Origin of the sequence: Mesobacillus thioparans (assembly GCF_965138835.1) — a bacterium.
In the GTDB taxonomy this organism is placed as follows: domain Bacteria; phylum Bacillota; class Bacilli; order Bacillales; family Cytobacillaceae; genus Mesobacillus; species Mesobacillus thioparans.
The window spans coordinates 119331-140037 of sequence record NZ_CBCSFH010000005.1 but is presented as its reverse complement, the minus strand read 5'-3'; the positions used below and the strand labels follow the sequence as shown (position 1 = coordinate 140037).

Sequence of the window (20707 nt, the reverse complement as noted above, 5' to 3'; positions counted from 1 at the left end):
ATTAAACTCGTATGCTACCAATTTAATTATTAAGGAGATGGATTTTCTTGAAGAAGCCTTTGCGTCAGATAGGAAAGACTGTTATTGCAACGACAATGGCATTGTCTGTATTGGCAGGACCTGTTTCATACACAACATTTGCAGCCGGAAAGCCTAGTCATGCAGGAAAGCCAGATAAAGCAGGGAAGCATGAAGTTCAGCTGAGGATCATGGGGACGACAGATATACATACACATTTATATAACTATGATTATTACAAAGATGCACCGACGAACGAATTTGGCCTGGCCAAGACGGCTACCCTGATCAAGCAGGCAAGGGATGAAGAAGAAGGAAAAAACAACCTCCTTTTTGACAACGGAGACCTAATCCAGGGGAATCCGCTTGGCGACTATAAAGCTAAGGTTGATGTTCTGGAAGACGGGGAAATGCATCCGGTCTTTGAAGCTATGGAACAATTAGATTATGATGCTGCTACAGTCGGCAACCATGAATTCAACTACGGTTTGGATTACCTTGACGAAGTGCTGGATGACGCGCCAATGCCATATGTGAATGCGAATGTTTTCAAGGATGATGGCGATGATAATCCGGACAATGATGAGAACTACTTTAAGCCGTATACCATTTTTAACAAGAAAGTCACAGATAATAACGGCAAGACACAGGTGATCAAGGTGGGGGTTGTCGGTGCTGTTACACCGCAAATCTTGCAATGGGATAAAGCGAACCTTGATGGCAAAGTGATTACAAAGGACATCGTGAAATCAGTACAAGCACAGATTCCTAAAATGAAAGAAGAAGGCGCTGACATTATCGTAGCACTCTCTCACTCCGGAATTGGTGATGAGAAGGTAGTGGAGATGGAAGAAAATGCAGCATACGACCTATCACTCGTTGATGGCATCGATGCGATCATCACTGGACACAACCATCTGACATTCCCTGGTGATTTCAAGAACCTCCCAGGAGTAGATTCAGTCAATGGAACAATCAATGGTGTGCCAGTTGTCATGGCAGGAAACTGGGGCAACCAGCTTGGTGTCATGGATTTGACCATTGCCAAGGAAAAAGGCAAGTGGAATATTAAAAGCTCGAAGTCAGAATTAAGAGCGATTTATGATAAAGGAACAAAGACTCCATTAGTGGAGGCTGACAAAGATATTTTGGAAGCTGTAAAGGAAGATCATGAAGGAACTGTAAACTATGTCCGCCAGCCGGTTGGGGAAACTGCTGCTGACATCCACAGTTACTTCGCACTTGTACAAGACGATCCATCGATCCAAATCGTGACAAACGCACAGAAATGGTATGTGGAAAAGCAGGTTAAAGGAACTCCTGATGAAAATCTGCCAATCTTATCTGCGGGGGCACCATTCAAGTCTGGCAGAGGCGGTGTGAGTGATTACACCTATATCCCTTCAGGTACAATTGCGATTAAAAACGTAGCGGATCTATACCTATATCCAAATACAGTGTCAACAATCAAAATCAAAGGCAGCGATGTAAAAGAATGGCTTGAAATGTCTGCTGGACAATTCAACCAGATTGATGAGGACATCACAACAGAACAGCCGTTAATCAATCCGAAGTTCCCGGTATATAACTATGATGTCATTGATGGTGTTACTTATGAAATTGATGTGACAGAGCCGGCTAAGTACGATGATAAGGGAAATCTAGTTGACGCTGGTGCAAACCGAATCAAGAACCTTCAATACAATGGCCAGCCAATTGACCTTGAGCAGGAATTCCTTGTTGTAACTAATAACTACCGTGCTACTGGAACTTTCCCTGGTGTGAAAAACCAGACAGCAGTAGAAATGTACCCGGATGAGAACCGCCAGGCAATCATCGATTATATCCGTGAAGTGGGAACAATCGATCCTTCTGCAGACAATAACTGGAGCTTTGCAGGAGTAAGCAAAGATTTGAATGTGACTTTCAACTCAACTCCGGATGCAAAAACTGTGTTGCCGGAGAATGGCCTTATTGACTATGCTGGTGAGGCTGCTAATGGCTTTGCAAAATACCAACTGCACCTCCCAATCGGTCTTCAGCTTTTAGGAATCAATGATTTCCACGGACAGCTGGACACGTATAATTCTAAGATCAATGCTGGCGGAGTAGATTATCTTGCGGCATATTTGAAGGAACGTGAAGCGACAAATCCAAACACATTGCTGCTTCATGCCGGTGATGCTGTCGGAGCAAGCTCACCCGTATCCGCTTTGCTTCAGGACGAGCCTACGATCAAGATTTTGAACGAGCTTGGTTTTGACGCAGGTACGGTCGGCAACCACGAGTTTGATGAAGGTGTAGACGAAATGCTGCGCCTGATCAATGGTGGAAGCCATCCGAAGACAGTGGATAAGTATGGCGAATTCGAAGGCGCTGACTTCCCATATGTTGCAGCAAACCTTGTATACAAAGAGACTGGTGAAAATGTTTTAGATCCATATACAGTGATCGATGTGAATGGTATTCCAGTTGGAATAATCGGGGTTGCTTTGTCTGACACACCAAGCATTGTCATTCCAAGTGCAGTCACAGACGTGGAGTTCACTGACGAAACGGAAGCAATCAACCGCTATACTGAAGAGTTAAAGGAACAGGGTGTTGAAACAATCGTTGTTTTAGCGCACAATCCATCATTCTCGAATCCTGATGGATCAAACGCTGGGGAAGAGCTTATTGAGATCGCTCAAAATGTAGATGATGAAGTGGATGTTTTGTTGGGCGGGCATAACCATGCATACACAAACACTAAAGTAGATGGCAAAATTGTCGTACAGTCGTATTCTTCAGGTACAGCTTTTTCTGATATAGACTTACTGATCAACCCTGTTACAAAGGATGTCATGGCTGGCAAGTCTGAAATCGTAACAACATACCGTGACCAAATTGAGCCAGATGCTGAAATCAAAGCGATGCTGGATAGCTATGTAGCGGATGTCGCGCCGATTCTTAATGAAGTAATTGGAACAACACCTTCTTATATTAGTCGTGATACCAGTGCTGCTGGTGAATCAGCAATGGGCAACCTGGTAGCTGACGCAATGCGCTGGCAGACAGGCACTGATTTTGCCTTCATGAACTCAGGCGGAGTCCGTGCAGACATTGACGCAGGCGAAATCACGTGGAAGGAAGCTTTCACCGTCCAGCCATTCGGAAATGACCTTGTGAAAATGAACGTGACTGGTGAAGTCATCAAGACATTGCTCGAGCAGCAATGGGGCAGCAAAGTGCGCATCATGCCAATTTCCGGTCTGAAGGTCACTTATGATGATTCCAGAGCTGACGGGGATCGCATCGTTTCCATTACCAAGAATGATGGAACACCGGTGGAGATGGATAAAACTTACTCCATTACAGTCAACAATTACATGGCCGGTGGCGGGGATGGCTACGCAATCCTTGCAACAATCACCGATAAGACAATTGATGTAGTAGACTTAGATGCATTGGTCAACTATCTCAAAGACCAGGGTGAAGTGAATCCGCAAATCGAAGGCCGCGTTACGAAATTAAATTAAATTAATAGGTTAGAAGGGAGCACATAATCATAGTGCTCTCTTTTTTTGTAAAAAAAATCTAGTTCTTTAGAATCAAATTTAGTGACACGAAGAAATTTTCCCAATCTAAAAAGTTAAAAAAATAGTTTTATATTCACTTATTATTGGGATGAAAACAGGAAAAAAGATTCATTTTCATTTTAAAAACGTTAGCTTTCGACAGGAAGCGCGCGATTTTATAGGTAAATATCATTATATTATAAAAATTTACAATATTTCAAAACCTTGCTACAATTCAAATCAGATTCTTCAGAAAATATGAAAAATCGAAACTTGGATAATAGCAGGGGGTAATCTTTTTGAAGAAAAAGAGTTCGTTGAAGGTTCTTTCAAGCGTTGCGGCAAGCGCAGTATTCGCTTCAACGTTATTTGCTGGATCATTTGCAGGCACACCTGCAGCAACTAAGAATGTGGCTGCTGCCACTGCACCAGAATCTGCACCAATCGACCTGAACATCGTGGATCAGGATCGCCTGGCAAAAGCGTTGGAAAAGCGCGGACTTATTGCAAAGGGTGCTTCGCAGGAAGAAGTAACCAAAGCGGTGCAAAAATATATCAAACAGAAACAAGGCGAGAAGCCTGGTAAGTCTGATAAAGCTTTGACGAAAGAAGAGAAGGCTTTTGACAAAAAAGCCAAAGACTTTGTTTCAAAACAAAAGGACAAGCTCGCTAAGCAGCTTGAAAAAGGTCATGACAACTTCAAAAAAGGAAAGCCGAACGGAGCAGTGAAGGTAGACTCTGCAAAGCAGGCACCTTATAACGGTGATGTGCGTGAGGATGAGGTTTTAGTCCTTCTTGTAGAATATGCTGATTTCAAGCACAACAACATCGAGCAGGAACCGGGATATATGTATTCCGATAACTTTAACAAAGAGCATTACGAAAAAATGCTGTTTGGGAACGAGGATTTCACGCTTTTCAATGGTGAAAAAGTAAAAACCTTCAAACAATATTATGAAGAGCAGTCCGGCGGAAGCTATACAGTCGATGGAAAGGTTTCTGACTGGCTGACAGTTCCAGGCAATGCTGCAGACTATGGCAGTGATAATTCTGCTGGCGGACATGACAATGCAACAGGTACAAAAGGACCTCGTGGACTTGTTAAGGATGCATTGAATGCAGCTGTAGCTTCTGGCATTAACCTGGCAGACTACGATAAGTTTGATCAGTATGACCTAGATGGTGACGGAAATCAAAACGAACCTGATGGCCTTGTCGATCACTTGATGATCCTTCATGCCGGTGTTGGACAGGAAGCTGGCGGAGGAGCACTTGGTGATGACGCGATCTGGTCACACCGCTGGACATTGAATGGTGTATATCCAGTAGCAAACACAACTGCTGAAGTTGATTATTGGGGCGGAAAAATGGCTGCATTCGATTACACAATCGAGCCTGAAGACGGCGCAGTAGGCGTATTCGCTCACGAATTCGGACATGACCTTGGTCTTCCGGATGAGTATGACACACAGTACACAGGACAAGGTGACCCAGTAGCTTCATGGTCAATCATGTCAGGCGGAAGCTGGAATGGTAAAATTGCAGGAACAGAAGCACCAAGCTTCTCTCCGCAAAACAAAGAATTCTTCCAGAAGACAATTGGCGGCAACTGGGCAAACATGACAGAAGTGGATTACAAAGACATCGATTCAAAAGGTCTGGCAACAGTCATTGACCAGAGTGTTACAAAATCAAAGAACCCAGGGATTGTAAAAGTAAACCTTCCTGGTAAAGAAGTGAAGGGAATGCAGACTTCATTTGGCGAAAAGTACTACTACAGCCAAAAAGGTGATGACCTTCATACAGCACTTGTCACACCTGAATTTGATCTGACAAACGCTACCAGCGCTGAATTTTCATACAAAGCGAATTATGAAGTTGAATTTGATTACGATTATGTATACGTCAATGCAATTGTTGATGGCAAAGAAGTAGAAATCGACAAGATCGGTGACACAAATGTTGCTGGTGGAATGGATACTACTAAAGGCAAATGGGAAGATGTCAAATACGACCTAAGTGACTTCGCTGGCAAGAAAGTAAAGCTTGCTTTTGAATACGTAACTGACGGCGGCCTTGCTCCAGAAGGTTTCGCAATGGACGAGCTTAAGCTGACAGTTAACGGCGAAGAAGTTTTCGCTGATGGTGCTGAAGGCGACGCAGCAGTAACGCTGGATGGTTTCATCCAAACAAATGGTACGTTCCTGAAGGACCACTACTACTACCTAGAGTGGAGAAACTACGCTGGTTCGGACAAGGCATTGCTTGAAGGACGCGGCGTGAAGTACAACACTGGTATGGTCGTATGGTATGCGGATGATTCATTCACAGATAACTGGGTTGGTGTCCACCCGGGTGAAGGCTTCTTAGGACCAGTCGATTCACATCCAGAAGCAATCGTTGGTACCTTGAACGGCAAGGATTCTGTTAAGCAGAGCACACGCTACCAGGTTGCAGATGCTGCATTCTCTATGGATCAGACACCTGCATGGTATGTCGATTCTCCATCTCGCGGAATCTTTGATTACAAAGGTCTTCCAGGAGTAACGGAATTCGATTCGACCAAGTCTTACATGAATACTTTGATTCCAGACGCAGGACGTAAAGTCCCAGCTCAATTCCCGATTAAGTTCAAGGTAATCGGCGAAGCGAAAGACAATTCTGCTGGCGCGGTTTGGATCCATAAATAAGACATTAAGGCATCGGGCGGATTTCCGTCCGATGTTTTTTTGCGTCAATTGGAAAAAATCGTGCGGATTTTCCAGTGCGCCAATAAAAATTGAAAATCGCCAATATATGAAAATTATCGCCAATAAAGTGGTGGAAATCGCCAATATATTTTAATTTTCGCCAATAAAGTTGTGAACTCCGCCAATAAAATAAAAACGAAAGTATTTCAACATGAAAAAACGTGATTATGCGGGGGAATACTGGACTTATAAGCGGGTTTTAGCTAGTATCAATACTAGAATGTTTAACTTAAGGAGAAAATCATGTCAGAAACTCAACCAATTATTTCACAACTGAAACCGTTCCTGCAGCAGGCCTGGGAAACGGCCGGATTCGAGACGATGACTTCTGTCCAGACGACGGCGATTCCATTAATATTTGAAGGAAAAGATATCGTCGCGGAATCACCGACTGGTACTGGCAAGACTTTGGCGTACCTGCTTCCTGTTTTAAATAAAATCGACCCTAAGATGCAGAATACACAGGCAGTGATCCTTGCTTCATCACAGGAACTTGTCATGCAGATCCTCGCCGAAATCCAGAAATGGGGAGAAGGCAGCGGAATCAAATCGGCAAGCCTGATCGGCGGTGCGAACCTGAAGCGCCAGATTGATAAGCTGAAAAAGAGTCCGCATATTATCGTTGGGACGCCTGGCCGCACGAATGAATTGATCAAGCAGAAAAAGCTGAAGATGCACAAAGTACAGACTGTCATCCTTGATGAAGGTGACCAGCTGCTTACCCCTGAACATAATGAAACGGTTAAAAGTATTGTAAAGTCGACACTTGCTGACCAAAGGCAGCTACTGCTTTTTTCAGCAACATTGCCCGAGGCTGTTGAAAAATCGATCAAGAGACTGGCGAATGATCCTGAAATCATCAAGGTGAAGAAGGATGAAACTATCGATGCCGCAAAAGTCGAGCATATTTACTTCATGAGTGAGCAGCGTGACAAAATCAAGATCCTTGAGAAAATCGCGCGTCTAGATGGAACGAAGTCGCTTGTATTCATCAAGGATATCGCGAACCTGACCATCGCTGCTGAAAAACTGAAGTTCAAAGAAATCCATGTCGGCCAGCTGCACAGTGATTTAAGCAAGCAGGATCGTCAGCGTTATTTGAATAAGTTCCGTGACGGCAACAGCGAAATGCTGCTTGTCACAGAAGTCGCAGCTCGCGGCTTGGATATTAAAGGTGTCACTCACGTTGTCCACTATGATTTCCCGAGGGAGCTGGACCAATACGTCCACCGCTCCGGACGCACAGGACGTTTTGGCGCGGAAGGAACAGTCATTTCGATCGTCAACGAACGCGAAGAACGGGATTTGAAAAGATTCTGCAAGGCACTTAATATTACGCCAATGCCAAAAGAATTTTACGGTGGTAAAATTGTTGACCCTGAATAATGAGGATGGAGCTATAGGATTTTTTCCTATAGCTTTTTTAATGTAAAAAAAGGTTTTTCGAGAAAAAATCAGAATTTATATATCGTAGTTTATTTGTGAAAGGAACTGTTGAACATGAAAAATCCACGTTTACATACAATGATGGAAGAATGGCTACCAGAAGCGACGATCGATGACATGCAGGCAAAAATGGAGAGCGGCGAGCTGACATCTCATGATCTTGTGCTGATGTATCAGGGAAGGATCGCTGCTTTTGATAAAACAATCAACTCTGTGCTTGAACTGAATCCCGATGCGCTCCATATCGCAGCTGCGCTGGATGCGGAACGGAAACAAAAGGGACCGAGAAGTCCGCTCCACGGCATCCCAATCCTGGTCAAAGACAATATTGATACGGGAGATAAAATGCATACAAGTGCCGGATCGCTGGCATTGAAGGATTCCATTGCTATAAAAGATTCTTTTGTTGCGTCCAAGCTGAGGGAGGCTGGCGCAGTGATCCTTGGAAAAACAAATATGACCGAATGGGCCAATTTTATGGGAATGGACATGAAGGGCGGCTACAGTTCACGCGGGGGTCAGGTGCTCAATCCATATGGACCGGGTAAGTTCGAGGTCGGCGGCTCAAGCGCTGGGTCTGGCGCGTCGATTGCAGCGAATCTTGCTGCAGCTGCGATTGGTACGGAAACAGATGGCTCGATTTTAAACCCTGCATCGCAAAATTCATTGGTCGGCATCAAGCCGACAGTCGGACTGGTCAGCCGGACTGGCATCATCCCGATTGCCCACACCCAGGACACGGCAGGCCCGATGGCAAGAACGGTAAAGGACGCGGTGTATCTTTTACAGGGTATTGTCGGACAGGACCCGCAGGATCCGGCAACAATGGTAAGTCTGCCTGAATTCAACCATGAATCACTTTTTGATAAAAAAGCATTAAAAGGAACGAAGATTGCTGTTGTCAGGGAAGAGTATATTGGCAAATGGACAGAGGAACAGGAGCAAATCTTTCAAAAAGCGGTTGAACAATTGGAGGAACTCGGCGCCGAGGTGATTGAAGCAGCTATCCCGGCAGCAAAAGCGAAGTGGGGATACAATGTTTTGAGCTATGAATTCAAAGCTGACCTGAATGCCTACCTAAACGAATTGGCACCGACTATTCCAGTCAGGACGCTTGCCGATGTCATTGCCTTCAATTATGAACATGGTGAAAAAATGCTGAAATATGGCCAGCAGGTACTGCTCGATTCAGAAGCGACAAGCGGAAGCTTGAAGGAGGCGGAGTATCTCGAAGAACTTGAATACAATCTTTATATGGCCAGGGAACAAGGAATTGATTACGCCCTGAAGGAATACGGAGCGGATGCGGTGCTTTTCCCGATGGATGGATCGACAATCGGCTCAAAGGCGGGTTATCCATCAGTTACGGTACCAACCGCTTATACCGAAGATGGGGAACCAATCGGAATCACTTTCACGGGCACAGCCTTCAGCGAACCGCTGCTGATCAGGCTCGCTTATGCCTACGAGCAGGCAACCACGGTCCGCCGCGCACCCGAACTTGGAATAAACACCAACGAAAAAATCCATACTACACCTTGAATCCATTAAAAGGAGCGAGGAAGCATGGGTAAGCAAAAGTTAGGCAACGGAAACGCCCAGCGCAACAACAACAAGAAAAAGGGAAATAACACACCAGAAGAACTTGTTGAATTTACAACCGGCCAAAAAGAAAAGAAATTCAACAATCCGATTGATTAAACAGTAAAATGCCCCTGCGATTTCCTCGCGGGGGCATTTTTTAGAAAACATCATTAATAATTGAACTCGCATTGGGAATTTTATTGGCGAAAAAATGAATAATTCGACCACTTTTGGAATTAATTCGACCACATTTTGAAATAATTTGGCGGATTTTTAATTAATTCGACCACATTCCTGAATAATTCGACCAAGTCTACATTTAATGCCCGCTGCTCTTATCAAAATTACTCCCCGAAACATCGGCCACATTCTCAATCGCGACGAGTGCGTTCGGATCGATGTCATCCACGACGGAGCGCAGGGTGGATAATTCAATCCGGCTGACAATTGTGTAGATGATTTTCTTTGGTTCGTTTGAAAAAACGCCCTGGCCCTGGATATAGGTCATGCCGCGTCCTAATTGCTTTAACAGGGCTTCGGCGATTTCTTCCGGGACATCGGAAATGATCGTCACTGATTTTAGCTCTTCCATCCCCTCGACGACGACGTCAATCATCTTGAAGGCAATGAAATAGGTGATGATCGAGTACATGGCTGTTTCCCAGCTGAACACAAGCAGTGCGGCCAGAAGGAAGATGAACAAGTTCATGACCATGACGATCTGGCCAACGGACACGGTGCGCTTTTTGCTGACAAGGATTGCGATGATTTCGGTTCCGTCGAGGGCTCCTCCTGCACGGATGACGAGTCCTACGCCGGTTCCAAGGATGACGGCGCCGATGATGGTTGCCAAAAATAAATCATCGGTCACCCGGTCGAAGTGATGGAAGTAGGCGGTCGCTCCGGATAAAATAATGACGCCGTAAAGCGTCCGAAGCGTGAATTTCGTGCCCATCCTCCTGTATCCGATATAGAGGAAAGGCAGATTGAACAGGATCAGGAATATACTCATCGAGATGTTACTCAATTCGGCTGCGATGATCGAAAGACCGATGACACCTCCGTCAAGGATGGCATTGGGCACAAGGAACATATCAAGACCGAATGCGGCGATGATTGCCCCGATGGTGATCGTCACCAGCTGTGTAACCTCTTTTATGACTCTTTTTTTCTTCGTTGCTGCCACTGCATATCAAACCCTTTTCTATAAAAATCTACTATTTAATTTCAATGTATGTACTATACTTATTGTATCAAACTTAAATGTCATCTGGAAATTTTACATGATATATCCATGATTAGAAAAAGTACGTTTTGGGGTAATGAGTAGGGAAGTGAATCGAAACAACGGAGGGACCATTTTGGCTAACGATACTCAAGTTAAACATAGATCCAACAAGCATCAGACATCATCAAAAAAACGGAAAAACCAACACAACAGGAAAACCAGCAAAAACCGGGGCAACGACTCATATCTCCGGACCAATCCGAGACCTGCTGTTGACGATAACCGCCTCAAGCGTGTAGATGAGAACGTTGACGATCAACAGAAAAGGGATTATAGCAACGAGACAAAGCAAAAAAGAAGCAAAGCATCAAACCAGGATAACGGTAGATCCACAAAACAGAACAGCGGCAATGCATCAAACCAGGATAAGAGTAAATCCATAACACAGAACAGCGGCAAAGCATCAAACCAGGATAACAGTAAATCCACAAAACAAAACAACAGCAAAGCGTCAAACCAGGATACGAAACAGAACAGCAGCAAAGCCGCAAACCAAAACAGCGACAATTCAAAAAAACAGAACACCGACAATTCAAAAAAACAGAACACCGACAATTCCAAAAACCAAAACAGCAACAACGAAAAGTCCCAAAAAACTTCTGCGCCTCAGGGCTCTTCAGATAACCAGGAGGTAAAGCATAAGGAGCAGTCCGGCAAGTTTGAGACGGCTTTTAACCGAATCCATAAAGCGCTGAAGGAAATGGTGAAGGGGACGGACAGCGATGCGTTTGTCGAGCTTCTGTACTCTGGCTATAAAAATCATTCATTGGTCCGCAAGTATAAAAGTGAGCTGCATCAGTTTGCCAAGCTGCGGAATGCGATTGTCCATGAGCGGGTGAATGCGGACTATTATATTGCCGAGCCGCATATCGAAGTGGTCGAACGGATTGAGGAAATCGCGAAGGAATTCGAGAAGCCGCAGACGGCATTATCGATCGCGACCAGCCCGGTGTTTTATTATTATGAGGATGCTTATCTAAAAGATGTGCTTAAGGTCATCAACAAGTTTGATTTTACGAGATTCCCTGTCTATGACAAGGATGATAAATATGTTGCATTGCTGACTTCGACGGAAATCATCCAGTGGATGGCGAAGCATTTTTCCGACAGTGTCGTCCACTTTGAAAATGTCCAAATCAAAGAATTGCTGACGAAGGGGAAGAATTATTTCGTCACGTTCGTGGATGAGGAAGCATCTCTATACCATATTGAGGAATTATTCGAGCGTTACCATACGAGAGGCAAGAAGCTACAGGCGGTCATCATCACGGAAACAGGCGACCGGCACGGAAAGCCAATTGGCGTCATCACCCCATGGGATTTGCTTGACAGCGACCCTGAGGACTGATTCACAAATATTTTGAAATTCGTTCATTGACGAGATTACGGCGAAATTGATATACTTCAGCTAATATAATGATTTGAAAAGAATAACTCTTATCCAGAGCGGCGGAGGGACAGGCCCTGCGAAGCCCGGCAACCTTCTTTTTTATAGAAAGGTGCTAATTCCTGAGGATCGATTTCTGAAGATAAGAGAGGCTGAGCAGTTGGAACCTCTCCTTATTTGGAGAGGTTTTTATTTTTTAAAAAAGCAGGTGGATGAAATGAACAACAGGTTTGAAACGGAAGTGCTTCATTCAGTACATACGAAGCAGCAGGGAATTAAAAGCAAGGCAACGCCGATTTACCAGACTTCGGCATTTACGTTCAGTGATCTTGATGAACTCGAGGGCTTTTATCAGGGTGAGGGCAATTATTTATACTCCAGGGTCGGCAATCCGAATACGGATGAACTCGGGCATGCAGTAGCGGCTCTTGAGCATGCCGAGGATGGAGTGGCTGCTTCCTCGGGCTTGGCTGCAATTTTGGCCGGGGTCCTCGCAGTGGTGAAGAGCGGTGACCATATTGTTGCCGCGGACGATGTGTATGGCGGGAGCTTCCATATGCTAAAAGCAGAGCTGGAGCGCTTCGGGATTGAAACGACCTTCGTGCCGTTCGCGGATCTGGGCAATGTCACCAACGCCATCAAGGCGAATACGAAGCTTCTTTACACCGAGTCGATCACAAATCCGCTGCTCCGCGTTGAAAAGCTGGATGAAGTCATCGCGCTTGCAAAGACGAGGAACCTCGTTGTATTGGTCGACAATACGTTTGCTACTCCGCTCCATGTGCGTCCATATGAGCTCGGTGCTGATCTTGTTGTTCATAGTGCGACAAAATACATTGGCGGCCATAGTGATGTCACTTCTGGCGTCATCGTTGGCCGTAAGGAACTGATTGCCGAAGTACGCGCGAGAATTGTCAATCTTGGAGCGAATCTGAGTCCGTTTGAAGCATGGTTGACATGCAGGGGCTTGAAGACGCTTGCTTTAAGGATGAAGGCACAATCGGAGAATGCGAGATTGCTTGCTGTTAAACTTCGTGAAAATAAGAATATCGCAAAGGTATATTATCCATTCGAAGAAGCTGAACAAGGCTTTGGGGCTATCGTATCGGTCGAGCTGGCGGAACATGTTGATGCTGATCGATTTTTCAAATCGCTGGGCTGGGTGAAAATCGTTCCGACACTCGCGGGCGTCGAAACCACGGTCTCCCATCCGCTGAAAACTTCCCACCGTGCCTTGCCTCCTGAGGCTCAGGCGGAACTTGGAATCACGTATCGTCTTGTGAGGATTTCGGTCGGAATTGAGCATGGGGAGGATATCGTATCCCAGTTTGAAGCAGCATTGGCTAAAGCTGTTGAGTGAGATAGGAATTTTTCCTGAAATGTCGATATTATTAATAGAAGATTATTCATCCCCAGTATTCATGCTGGGGATTTTACAGGAGTGGATAGTATGCGGGACCTTTCGTTAAAAACAAAGGTGTTTGCTTTTTTTGGCATGTTATTTTTTGTTTATGCCATTTCGACGATTTACAATTTTTACTTGCTAAATTCATTCAAAAAAGGCTCTGATCCGTCCGAACTGGTATCGAGGAGCACGTATTCGACAGCCATTGCAGGAACGCTGATTTCAATAGGCTGTCTTGTTTTCATCATTATTTTATTCAAAAGGGTGTTCAAGCAGATCGACCGACTTACAGATGCGACGCAGAAAATTGTTTCGGGTGACCTGTCGGTGGATCTGGCAAGTGACTCAAGTGATGAGATTGGAAAGCTGACCTCCCATTTTGATGCGATGATCAGTCAATTAAGGCTGCTCGTGGCGCAATGCCAGGACAATACTCAGGTGTTGCATGACTCTGCGAGAAAGCTATTTCAGAGTTCACAGGTCCATGAAAAAGAAAGCGAGAGAATCAAAGCTTCGATTCTTCAAGTCTCTGCCGGTTCTGAACAGCAGCAGGGGCATTCAATCGTGCTGAGTGATATCGTCGACAATATGGTGCGTAGAATCAGCGAGATTGCTGAACTTGCCAATATGATCGAAACGATGTCCACAAGCAATGCAGTGAAAAGTGAAGAAGGTCAGGCAATCATCAGCGAAACGAGCCAACAGGTAGGACGGATGGATCAGATTACGAAACAGGCAGCAGAGGATGCTGAATCACTGGCCGAACAAACAAATAAAATCGACGAGATCGTCAATATCATTTCCGGAATTGCCAATCAAACGAATCTGCTGGCATTGAATGCGGCCATCGAAGCTGCGCGTGCCGGAGATCAGGGGAAGGGGTTCGCGGTGGTTGCCGGGGAAGTGCGCTTATTGGCTGAGCAATCGCTCCAGGCTTCGCGTCAAATCCAGGAAACGATCGAAGTTGTCCGCAGCGATATCAAAAAAATGGTGGAGGTGATGTCTGGAGGCAGCTTGGAAGTGCAGAAGGGGAGCAGGTTATTCGGCAATGTCCAGATGCAATATGATGAGATGCGGGACGGAATCCTCTCCATCCAGGCTGAAATAGGCACAATCAGCCAATACGCTGCAGATTTGAATCAAGAGACAGATAAATTGTTGGCGATGAATGATGAGACGAATGCGATATTACAGACAAATGCAGCCGGGATCGCTGAAATGGCAGCAGGGTTTGAAAACCAGGGAGAGACGGTCAGGGAATTGACCTCGACTGCAGAGAACCTGACACAAGTCTCCTCGGTGTTGAACAAAACTGTATCAGTCTATACCCCCAGCCAATAATCCTTCGACATTAGGTTTACACCTCCTGTAGGCGGGTATCTTTAAAAGGACTACTCGTCTAAAGGAGGCTTTTATAATGTTTGAACATGAAAAACATCTTGTTGGAGTATATGATAACGAGCAAGACGCAATCCAGGCCGTTGAGGACCTGAAGAGGCAAGGGTACAATACCGACGATATCTCTGTTATTAGTAAAAACGACGAAGAGGTTGATCACGTCAACGAAGCAACCGGTACAAAGACTGAGGAAGGTCTTGCTGCAGGTGCGGCAACAGGCGGCGTATTAGGCGGCCTTACAGGATTACTTGCAGGCATCGGGGCCCTAGCGATTCCTGGAATCGGCCCAATCGTGGCTGCAGGCCCGATTGCTGCGACACTTACAGGTGCTGCAGTAGGCGCTGGTGCCGGCGGATTAGCTGGAGCATTGATCGGAATGGGTATTCCGGAAGATGAAGCAGATCGCTATGAAGGCTATGTAAAGGAAGGCAAAATCCTCGTAGTCGTCGAGCGTGACGAGAACAGAGTTGGCCTGAATGATGGTACTACAACTACAACAGCTGGCTTGGACGGAACAAGGACCAACAACCCTGTTGATGCACCGCTAACTTCGGACAATCCTGCCAACACTCGTTTTGACAACACACGTGATTTTTAATTCATAAAAAAGGCTGCCATCTGGCAGCTTTTTTTATGTGCTCCGATATTCAAGATTCCCGGGCACATTCATTTGCAGTTAGTCCATTCATGCTGGCTGGCGTTCAGTTGGCAGCCAGCTTTTGCTATTCTTTTTCCCGTGTATCCAGTAAATCAATCCGGCTCGCATCATCGAAATCAAAAGCAGAGGTAATGAAAAACATTAAAGTGCCGCCAACCAGGCCGAGACAAATGACATAACCGATCGTCATAACCCATAGATATCCCATAATCCTCATTCCTCCCTTAATAAAACTATATGCATGGTTAAAGTGATGTTTTCTTGTAAGTTCATTAACAAACTGTATATTTTTATCAAATATTCTCATCCTATCAGTTGAGGAGGAGTGAAGATGGTGAAAAAAATCATAGTGGTCCTGTTTTTAATGTGTATGGCGATGCCGCTAGCAACATTCGCACAGCAGGTCTATACCGTTAAGCCCGGGGACTCTTTATGGAAGATTTCAGTCAGGTTTAAGATTGGCCTTTCGGAAATTATTGGTGCTAACCCGCAAATCAAGAACCCCAGCTTGATTTATCCTGGCCAGCAGGTCAATATCCCTGATTTAAGTGCTGCAAAGAGTATTGAAAGCCAGGTCATCCAGCTGACGAACAAGGAGCGGGAGAAGAATGGACTGAAGCCGCTTGCGGCTGATTGGCAGCTTTCAAGAGTTGCGCGCTACAAATCCGCAGATATGAGAGATAAGAGTTATTTTTCCCATACAAGTCCTACATACGGCAGTCCGTTCACCATGATGGGGAACTTTGGGATCAACTACCGAAGTGCTGCTGAAAACATAGCGGCAGGCCAGAGGACCCCGAACGAAGTAGTCCAATCGTGGATGAACAGTCCGGGACATCGCAAGAATATCCTGAGCCCTGCATATACGCACATTGGCGTCGGGCATGTAACAGGCGGGAATTATGGTCATTATTGGACCCAGATGTTTATTGCAAAATGAATAACGAAAGTAATACTCCGGTGAAGCTGTCACCGGGGTATTTTTATGGGCGGAAAACGTAAGAAGGACGGCCGGTCCGGTACCTCGCTAAGCCTCAGGACCTACCTGAAAATCAAGCTCAGGCACGTTATGGATTTTTAGCGGCAGAGGTAAGATGAGTACATAAGAGATAAGGAGGAATTGAACATGAAAAAATTTGGTTTACTGCTTGCAGGTTTCATCGCTGCGATGGTGCTGATGTCAAATCTTGGTCCGCTTGTTGGTCTCGGTGTGAGCTTGCTGGTGCTATACTTTGTCGTCAAGCAATTTTTAAAGACTCACTCGACACCTGGGAAAATCGGCTGGGGGATTGCCGGGTTCATCATCCTGATGGCCACAGCCTCCAACGTACCAGCAATCCTTGGAATCGCAGCAGCCTACGTCCTTTACCTTGTATACAAGAACTGGGACAAAAAAGAGGATGCAATCAAAGAAGAGAACGACCCTTTCATCAACTTCGAAAAGCAATGGACAGAATTGAAAAACAACTAGGTTGTTGAAACACAAAAATACGCAAAAAATAAGGAGAGATTGTAAATGGCTAATCTATTAACGAGAATCAAAAACACAGTGATGGCAGATCTTCACGAGGCACTTGACCAGAAGGAAAAGAAGAATCCAATCGCGCTGCTGAACCAGTACCTCCGTGAATGTGAGACGGAAACGGAAAAGTTCAGGAAGCTTCTTGAGCGCCAGGGCGAGCTTAAGGAACAGTTTTCAAGGGAGTACCAGCAGGCAGTTGAAATGGCAGAAAAACGGAAGCATCAGACGGAAATCGCGATGAGAGCCGGTGAAGCGGAACTTCAAGAGTTTGCCAGCAGGGAGCAGGTTCAATACGAAGAACGCGGAGCAAGGCTGAAGGAAGCGATGGAAAATGCGGGCAAGCAGCAGCTGGAGCTGGAACGTAAATATGAAGATATGAAGCATAAATTAAAAGATATGCACATCCGCCGTCTTGAATTGATGGGCCGTGAAAATGTAACACGTGCCAACTACCGGATGGACCAGGTGATCGATCACAGCTCTGACTCCGACAAAGCCTATTCAAGGTTTGCGGATATGGAAACCTATCTTGACCAGCTCGAAGAAAAGGTGAACAGCAGCTATCAGCGGAATACGATTGACGCAAGGATTGCACAGCTTGAAAAAGAGTATAAAAATAAAGAAACACATACTATTTAACAGGCAAAACATGGTATTCTATAAAGGCGCAGGCAGCTGCGCCTTTTGGGTATCACCTCGTATGAACTTCATTTTAAATCCACTCTAAATTCAATCCAAAATATTCAAAAGGAAGGGGGAAAATGGCATGTTGAAAAATATGAAAAATGATTATGTCAGCTGGATTGTGATTACTGGAGCCATCCTGCTTTTGCTTGAAGTTTCTTTTTTCAACGAAGGGCTGATTTTCTCCCTTCTGGCTAGTGGAGCGATGATTTACTTCGGTCGCTCTTTAATGCCAAAAAAATCAGGCAAGGTGCTGTTCTGGGCAGGGTTATTCTTTTTCCTGAGCAGCGTTTTCAGCATGATGACGTTCAGGTTTTTCCTGTTGGCGGTACTGATCTATCTGGTATATCAGTTTATCCAGTCAAAAAAGAAGCCTGAAATGATCACACCAGTTTTACAGGAGCCTGAGAAGGAAATCAGCCAGGAAATGCTGATTGAAAAACCGCCTTTTTTTAAAAATCGATTGTACGGACATCAGGAAACGCCTTCGCATGTATATGAATGGGACGATGTCAACATCCAGACAGGAATAGGCGACACAGTGATCGACTTGAGCCTGACGGTGCTGCCAAAGGGCGAGACGGTGATTTTCATCCGGAATATCATCGGGAATGTGAAGGTGTATGTGCCATATGATTTAGAAGTCACCCTCCGCCATTCATCGGTGGTCGGATCTGCGGAAGTATTCGGGCATCAGGAGGGAAGGGTGCTGAATCAAAGCTTATTCGTCCAGACACCTGGCTATGAAGAGGCAGGGCAAAAGGTGAAAATCTTTACCTCGATGATCGTCGGGAATATCGAGGTGAAACGCATATGACAACTGCCATGCGCCAAATTTTATGGGGTCTAACCCTTGGAATCATAGCTTTTATTGCGCTGACATTGTCCTACTGGCTGGCTTTCCCGGCAGCGCGTTTTTCCGATTTATGGAACCGCGAGCTGATGGATATTCCGTTTGTCATCTTCACCTTCAGCATCAGTGTTGTGCTTGGCATCGCGTTTGGAATGGCTTCAGGCATATACTGGCGGAAGCAGTTCAAAACGGTGGATAACTGGCTTTTCCAGCTTGAGGAAGGGCAACAGCCTGAAATTGAAGCAAACCAGGCATACGCAGAGATTTCATCGATTTCGAAACGGGTCAGCAAGCTGTATAAGCAAATCTCTGAAAAAGCGATGCTCTCACAGAGACTTGCAACCGAAAAAGCGGAGGAGCAGGAGTCGCGCATCCAGGAAATCATCTCCCAAGAGCGCAACAGGCTTGCAAGGGAGCTGCATGATTCGGTGAGCCAGCAGCTGTTTGCGGCGTCGATGCTGATGTCGGCAATCAATGAAACAAAGGGACCGTCAGAGGAACGTGAAGCAAAGCAACTGAAGATGGTGGAGGAAATGATCCATCAATCGCAGCTTGAAATGAGGGCGCTGCTTCTGCATCTGCGGCCGGTCGCGTTAAGAGGGAAGAGCCTCCAGGAAGGAATTGAGGAGCTCTTGATCGAATTAAGACAAAAAGTCACCATGAATATCAACTGGAAGGTCGAGCATTTTCCGCTTGATAAAGGTGTTGAGGACCACCTGTTCCGGATTTTGCAGGAGTCGATCTCGAATACGCTGCGCCATTCAAAAGCAGATCAGCTGGAAGTGCTGCTGATCCATCGTGATGAGAAAGTCATTTTGCGGGTGGTTGATGATGGAATGGGCTTTAATGTCGATGAAGCCAAGGCGGGATCATACGGACTCCAGAACATGCATGAACGGGCAGGGGAAATCGGCGGGACATTGAAGATCGTAAGTGTTGAAAATAAAGGGACCAGGCTTGAGGTCAAGGTTCCAATTTTATTGGTGGCGGGTGAGAAGAATGATTAAAGTAGTATTCGTGGATGACCATGAAATGGTGCGGATCGGCGTATCCTCTTATTTATCGGCCCAGCCGGATATCGAGGTGATCGGTGAAGCCGATAACGGTAAAGTGGGCGTCGAAATGGCGCTTGAACTGCGGCCGGATATCATCCTGATGGATTTGGTCATGAAGGAAATGGACGGCATCGAAGCGACAAGGCAGATCATTGAAAAGTGGCCAGAAGCAAAAATCATCATTGTGACAAGTTTCCTCGATGATGAAAAAGTGTATCCGGCGCTAGAGGCAGGTGCGACCAGCTATATGCTGAAGACCTCGAAGGCGAGTGAAATCGCCAATGCAGTCCGGGTCACCTATTCTGGCCAGCCTGTGCTTGAACCGGAAGTGACCGGGAAGATGATGATGAAAATGCGCCAGAAGAACAATGTCGAATTACATGAAGAGCTGACCGAGCGCGAGATGGAAGTTTTGAAGCTGATCGCTGAGGGCAAGACGAACCAGGAAATCGCCGATGAGCTGTTCATCGCATTGAAGACCGTCAAGACGCATGTCAGCAATATCTTAAGCAAGCTGCAGGTGCAGGATCGCACCCAGGCAGTGATCTATGCATTCAGGCATTCACTTGTAAAATAATAGAGGGGGGTTCAGCGTATGGAACCATTTTTCGGAGTATTCGGCCTGTTGGGAGTATTGATTTCACTCGTGCTTCCACTGGCCATGATCATCCTGTTCGTCATGCTTGTGACGAGCACTAAAAGACAGGAAGCATTGATGAAGGAAATCCTTCAAGAGCTGAGGAAGGATCAAACAGACAGAACGTATTTGGATCGATAAAGGCGTGGAGCCATTAAAACAAAAAAGAGGCCAATGGCCCCTGTGAAATTAATTTGCTTTTTCTTCGATTACATCTAACTTCATAAGCATTTCGCTTAACGCAATGGATATGACTTCCCGTTCTTCAAATTCGTTTGGATAATGGGAAGCACTATTTATATAGTTATGCTTTTCAGCTAACTTTTCCTTTATTTTTTTACACATCCAGAGCTGGTAATCTGAAAGTTCCACGTGTCTTAGCATTGTCACCCTCTCCTTCGTTAGTTATCCTTACCCGGTGTCCAAGCCCGTTTAAACGCTTTATCTACAAGAATATCAGCATGG

19 protein-coding genes and 1 riboswitch are annotated in these 20707 nt (G+C 45.5%); of the genes, 16 read left to right on the top strand and 3 right to left on the bottom strand.

Features of this window, described 5'->3' with window-relative positions; translation table 11 throughout:
• Window positions 1-47 precede the first annotated feature (47 nt).
• The 5 genes from ACNAZ4_RS10670 (at window position 48) to ACNAZ4_RS10650 (ending at window position 9472) form a co-directional block, all read left to right on the top strand.
• Complete coding sequence (locus ACNAZ4_RS10670; protein WP_415814343.1) at window positions 48-3536, top strand: bifunctional 2',3'-cyclic-nucleotide 2'-phosphodiesterase/3'-nucleotidase; 3489 nt, start codon at window positions 48-50, stop codon at window positions 3534-3536.
• A gap of 338 nt (window positions 3537-3874) precedes the next feature.
• The gene (locus tag ACNAZ4_RS10665; RefSeq protein ID WP_415814342.1) at window positions 3875-6265 is read left to right on the top strand and encodes an immune inhibitor A domain-containing protein; all 2391 of its coding nucleotides are present in this window, start codon (window positions 3875-3877) and stop codon (window positions 6263-6265) included.
• A 303-nt stretch (window positions 6266-6568) separates the two neighbouring features.
• Window positions 6569-7711 (top strand): DEAD/DEAH box helicase, encoded by a 1143-nt coding sequence (locus tag ACNAZ4_RS10660; protein WP_415814341.1) that lies wholly within the window; start codon window positions 6569-6571, stop codon window positions 7709-7711.
• 114 nt (window positions 7712-7825) lie between these two features.
• Window positions 7826-9313, top strand: coding sequence for an amidase family protein (locus ACNAZ4_RS10655; RefSeq protein ID WP_415814339.1), 1488 nt, complete (start codon window positions 7826-7828; stop codon window positions 9311-9313).
• A gap of 24 nt (window positions 9314-9337) precedes the next feature.
• A complete protein-coding gene (locus ACNAZ4_RS10650; protein WP_260983522.1) occupies window positions 9338-9472 on the top strand; it encodes a hypothetical protein in 135 nt (44 codons plus the stop codon).
• Between the two features lie 202 nt (window positions 9473-9674).
• On the opposite strand, the gene ACNAZ4_RS10645 is transcribed toward ACNAZ4_RS10650, so the two are convergent.
• Window positions 9675-10541, bottom strand: coding sequence for a YitT family protein (locus ACNAZ4_RS10645; protein ID WP_415814338.1), 867 nt, complete (start codon window positions 10539-10541; stop codon window positions 9675-9677).
• A 175-nt stretch (window positions 10542-10716) separates the two neighbouring features.
• On the opposite strand from ACNAZ4_RS10645, the gene ACNAZ4_RS10640 reads away from it, so the two are divergent.
• The 4 genes from ACNAZ4_RS10640 to ACNAZ4_RS10625 all read left to right on the top strand — a co-directional run bounded on the left by ACNAZ4_RS10640 (window position 10717) and on the right by ACNAZ4_RS10625 (window position 15431).
• Complete coding sequence (locus ACNAZ4_RS10640) at window positions 10717-11991, top strand: CBS domain-containing protein (RefSeq protein WP_415814337.1); 1275 nt, start codon at window positions 10717-10719, stop codon at window positions 11989-11991.
• Between the two features lie 86 nt (window positions 11992-12077).
• A riboswitch (SAM riboswitch) is annotated at window positions 12078-12179 on the top strand.
• A 68-nt stretch (window positions 12180-12247) separates the two neighbouring features.
• Window positions 12248-13390, top strand: a complete 1143-nt coding sequence (locus ACNAZ4_RS10635; protein ID WP_415814335.1) for a trans-sulfuration enzyme family protein — start codon at window positions 12248-12250, stop codon at window positions 13388-13390.
• Between the two features lie 90 nt (window positions 13391-13480).
• Window positions 13481-14776, top strand: coding sequence for a methyl-accepting chemotaxis protein (locus tag ACNAZ4_RS10630; protein WP_415814334.1), 1296 nt, complete (start codon window positions 13481-13483; stop codon window positions 14774-14776).
• Window positions 14777-14852: 76 nt separating this feature from the next.
• Window positions 14853-15431 (top strand): general stress protein, encoded by a 579-nt coding sequence (locus ACNAZ4_RS10625; protein ID WP_415814333.1) that lies wholly within the window; start codon window positions 14853-14855, stop codon window positions 15429-15431.
• Between the two features lie 124 nt (window positions 15432-15555).
• Here ACNAZ4_RS10625 and ACNAZ4_RS10620 read toward each other — a convergent pair whose 3' ends face one another.
• Window positions 15556-15699 (bottom strand): hypothetical protein, encoded by a 144-nt coding sequence (locus ACNAZ4_RS10620; RefSeq protein WP_415814332.1) that lies wholly within the window; start codon window positions 15697-15699, stop codon window positions 15556-15558.
• A 123-nt stretch (window positions 15700-15822) separates the two neighbouring features.
• On the opposite strand from ACNAZ4_RS10620, the gene safA reads away from it, so the two are divergent.
• From safA to ACNAZ4_RS10585, 7 genes are all read left to right on the top strand, one after another.
• A complete protein-coding gene (safA, locus tag ACNAZ4_RS10615) occupies window positions 15823-16431 on the top strand; it encodes a SafA/ExsA family spore coat assembly protein (protein WP_415814331.1) in 609 nt (202 codons plus the stop codon).
• 186 nt (window positions 16432-16617) lie between these two features.
• Window positions 16618-16962: a lmo0954 family membrane protein gene (locus ACNAZ4_RS10610; protein ID WP_415814329.1), complete on the top strand. Its 345-nt coding sequence runs from the start codon at window positions 16618-16620 to the stop codon at window positions 16960-16962.
• A 45-nt stretch (window positions 16963-17007) separates the two neighbouring features.
• Window positions 17008-17652: a PspA/IM30 family protein gene (locus tag ACNAZ4_RS10605; protein ID WP_415814328.1), complete on the top strand. Its 645-nt coding sequence runs from the start codon at window positions 17008-17010 to the stop codon at window positions 17650-17652.
• Window positions 17653-17779: 127 nt separating this feature from the next.
• Entirely contained in the window at window positions 17780-18514 is a 735-nt protein-coding gene (gene liaF / locus ACNAZ4_RS10600) for a cell wall-active antibiotics response protein LiaF (RefSeq protein WP_415814327.1), read from the top strand.
• Window positions 18511-19557, top strand: a complete 1047-nt coding sequence (locus ACNAZ4_RS10595; RefSeq protein WP_415814326.1) for a sensor histidine kinase — start codon at window positions 18511-18513, stop codon at window positions 19555-19557. Before liaF ends, ACNAZ4_RS10595 begins: the two co-directional genes overlap by 4 nt.
• The gene (locus ACNAZ4_RS10590; RefSeq protein WP_415814325.1) at window positions 19550-20182 is read left to right on the top strand and encodes a response regulator transcription factor; all 633 of its coding nucleotides are present in this window, start codon (window positions 19550-19552) and stop codon (window positions 20180-20182) included. The genes ACNAZ4_RS10595 and ACNAZ4_RS10590 overlap by 8 nt, the downstream gene beginning before the upstream one ends.
• 18 nt (window positions 20183-20200) lie before the next feature.
• On the top strand, window positions 20201-20383 hold the full coding sequence (locus ACNAZ4_RS10585; protein WP_415814324.1) for a hypothetical protein: 183 nt from the start codon (window positions 20201-20203) through the stop codon (window positions 20381-20383).
• 48 nt (window positions 20384-20431) lie between these two features.
• Here the strand turns inward: ACNAZ4_RS10585 and ACNAZ4_RS10580 are convergent, their stop codons facing one another.
• Window positions 20432-20626: a hypothetical protein gene (locus ACNAZ4_RS10580; RefSeq protein WP_214707700.1), complete on the bottom strand. Its 195-nt coding sequence runs from the start codon at window positions 20624-20626 to the stop codon at window positions 20432-20434.
• Window positions 20627-20707: the final 81 nt, after the last annotated feature.

Coding starts and splice junctions, on each gene's coding strand:
- ACNAZ4_RS10660 (WP_415814341.1), top strand. CDS start 6,569: ATGTCAGAAACTCAACCAATTATTTCACAACTGAAACCGTTCCTGCAG.
- ACNAZ4_RS10655 (WP_415814339.1), top strand. CDS start 7,826: ATGAAAAATCCACGTTTACATACAATGATGGAAGAATGGCTACCAGAA.
- ACNAZ4_RS10650 (WP_260983522.1), top strand. CDS start 9,338: ATGGGTAAGCAAAAGTTAGGCAACGGAAACGCCCAGCGCAACAACAAC.
- ACNAZ4_RS10635 (WP_415814335.1), top strand. CDS start 12,248: ATGAACAACAGGTTTGAAACGGAAGTGCTTCATTCAGTACATACGAAG.
- ACNAZ4_RS10630 (WP_415814334.1), top strand. CDS start 13,481: ATGCGGGACCTTTCGTTAAAAACAAAGGTGTTTGCTTTTTTTGGCATG.
- ACNAZ4_RS10625 (WP_415814333.1), top strand. CDS start 14,853: ATGTTTGAACATGAAAAACATCTTGTTGGAGTATATGATAACGAGCAA.
- ACNAZ4_RS10620 (WP_415814332.1), bottom strand. CDS start 15,699: ATGGGATATCTATGGGTTATGACGATCGGTTATGTCATTTGTCTCGGC.
- safA (WP_415814331.1), top strand. CDS start 15,823: ATGGTGAAAAAAATCATAGTGGTCCTGTTTTTAATGTGTATGGCGATG.
- ACNAZ4_RS10610 (WP_415814329.1), top strand. CDS start 16,618: ATGAAAAAATTTGGTTTACTGCTTGCAGGTTTCATCGCTGCGATGGTG.
- ACNAZ4_RS10605 (WP_415814328.1), top strand. CDS start 17,008: ATGGCTAATCTATTAACGAGAATCAAAAACACAGTGATGGCAGATCTT.
- liaF (WP_415814327.1), top strand. CDS start 17,780: ATGTTGAAAAATATGAAAAATGATTATGTCAGCTGGATTGTGATTACT.
- ACNAZ4_RS10595 (WP_415814326.1), top strand. CDS start 18,511: ATGACAACTGCCATGCGCCAAATTTTATGGGGTCTAACCCTTGGAATC.
- ACNAZ4_RS10590 (WP_415814325.1), top strand. CDS start 19,550: ATGATTAAAGTAGTATTCGTGGATGACCATGAAATGGTGCGGATCGGC.
- ACNAZ4_RS10585 (WP_415814324.1), top strand. CDS start 20,201: ATGGAACCATTTTTCGGAGTATTCGGCCTGTTGGGAGTATTGATTTCA.
- ACNAZ4_RS10580 (WP_214707700.1), bottom strand. CDS start 20,626: ATGCTAAGACACGTGGAACTTTCAGATTACCAGCTCTGGATGTGTAAA.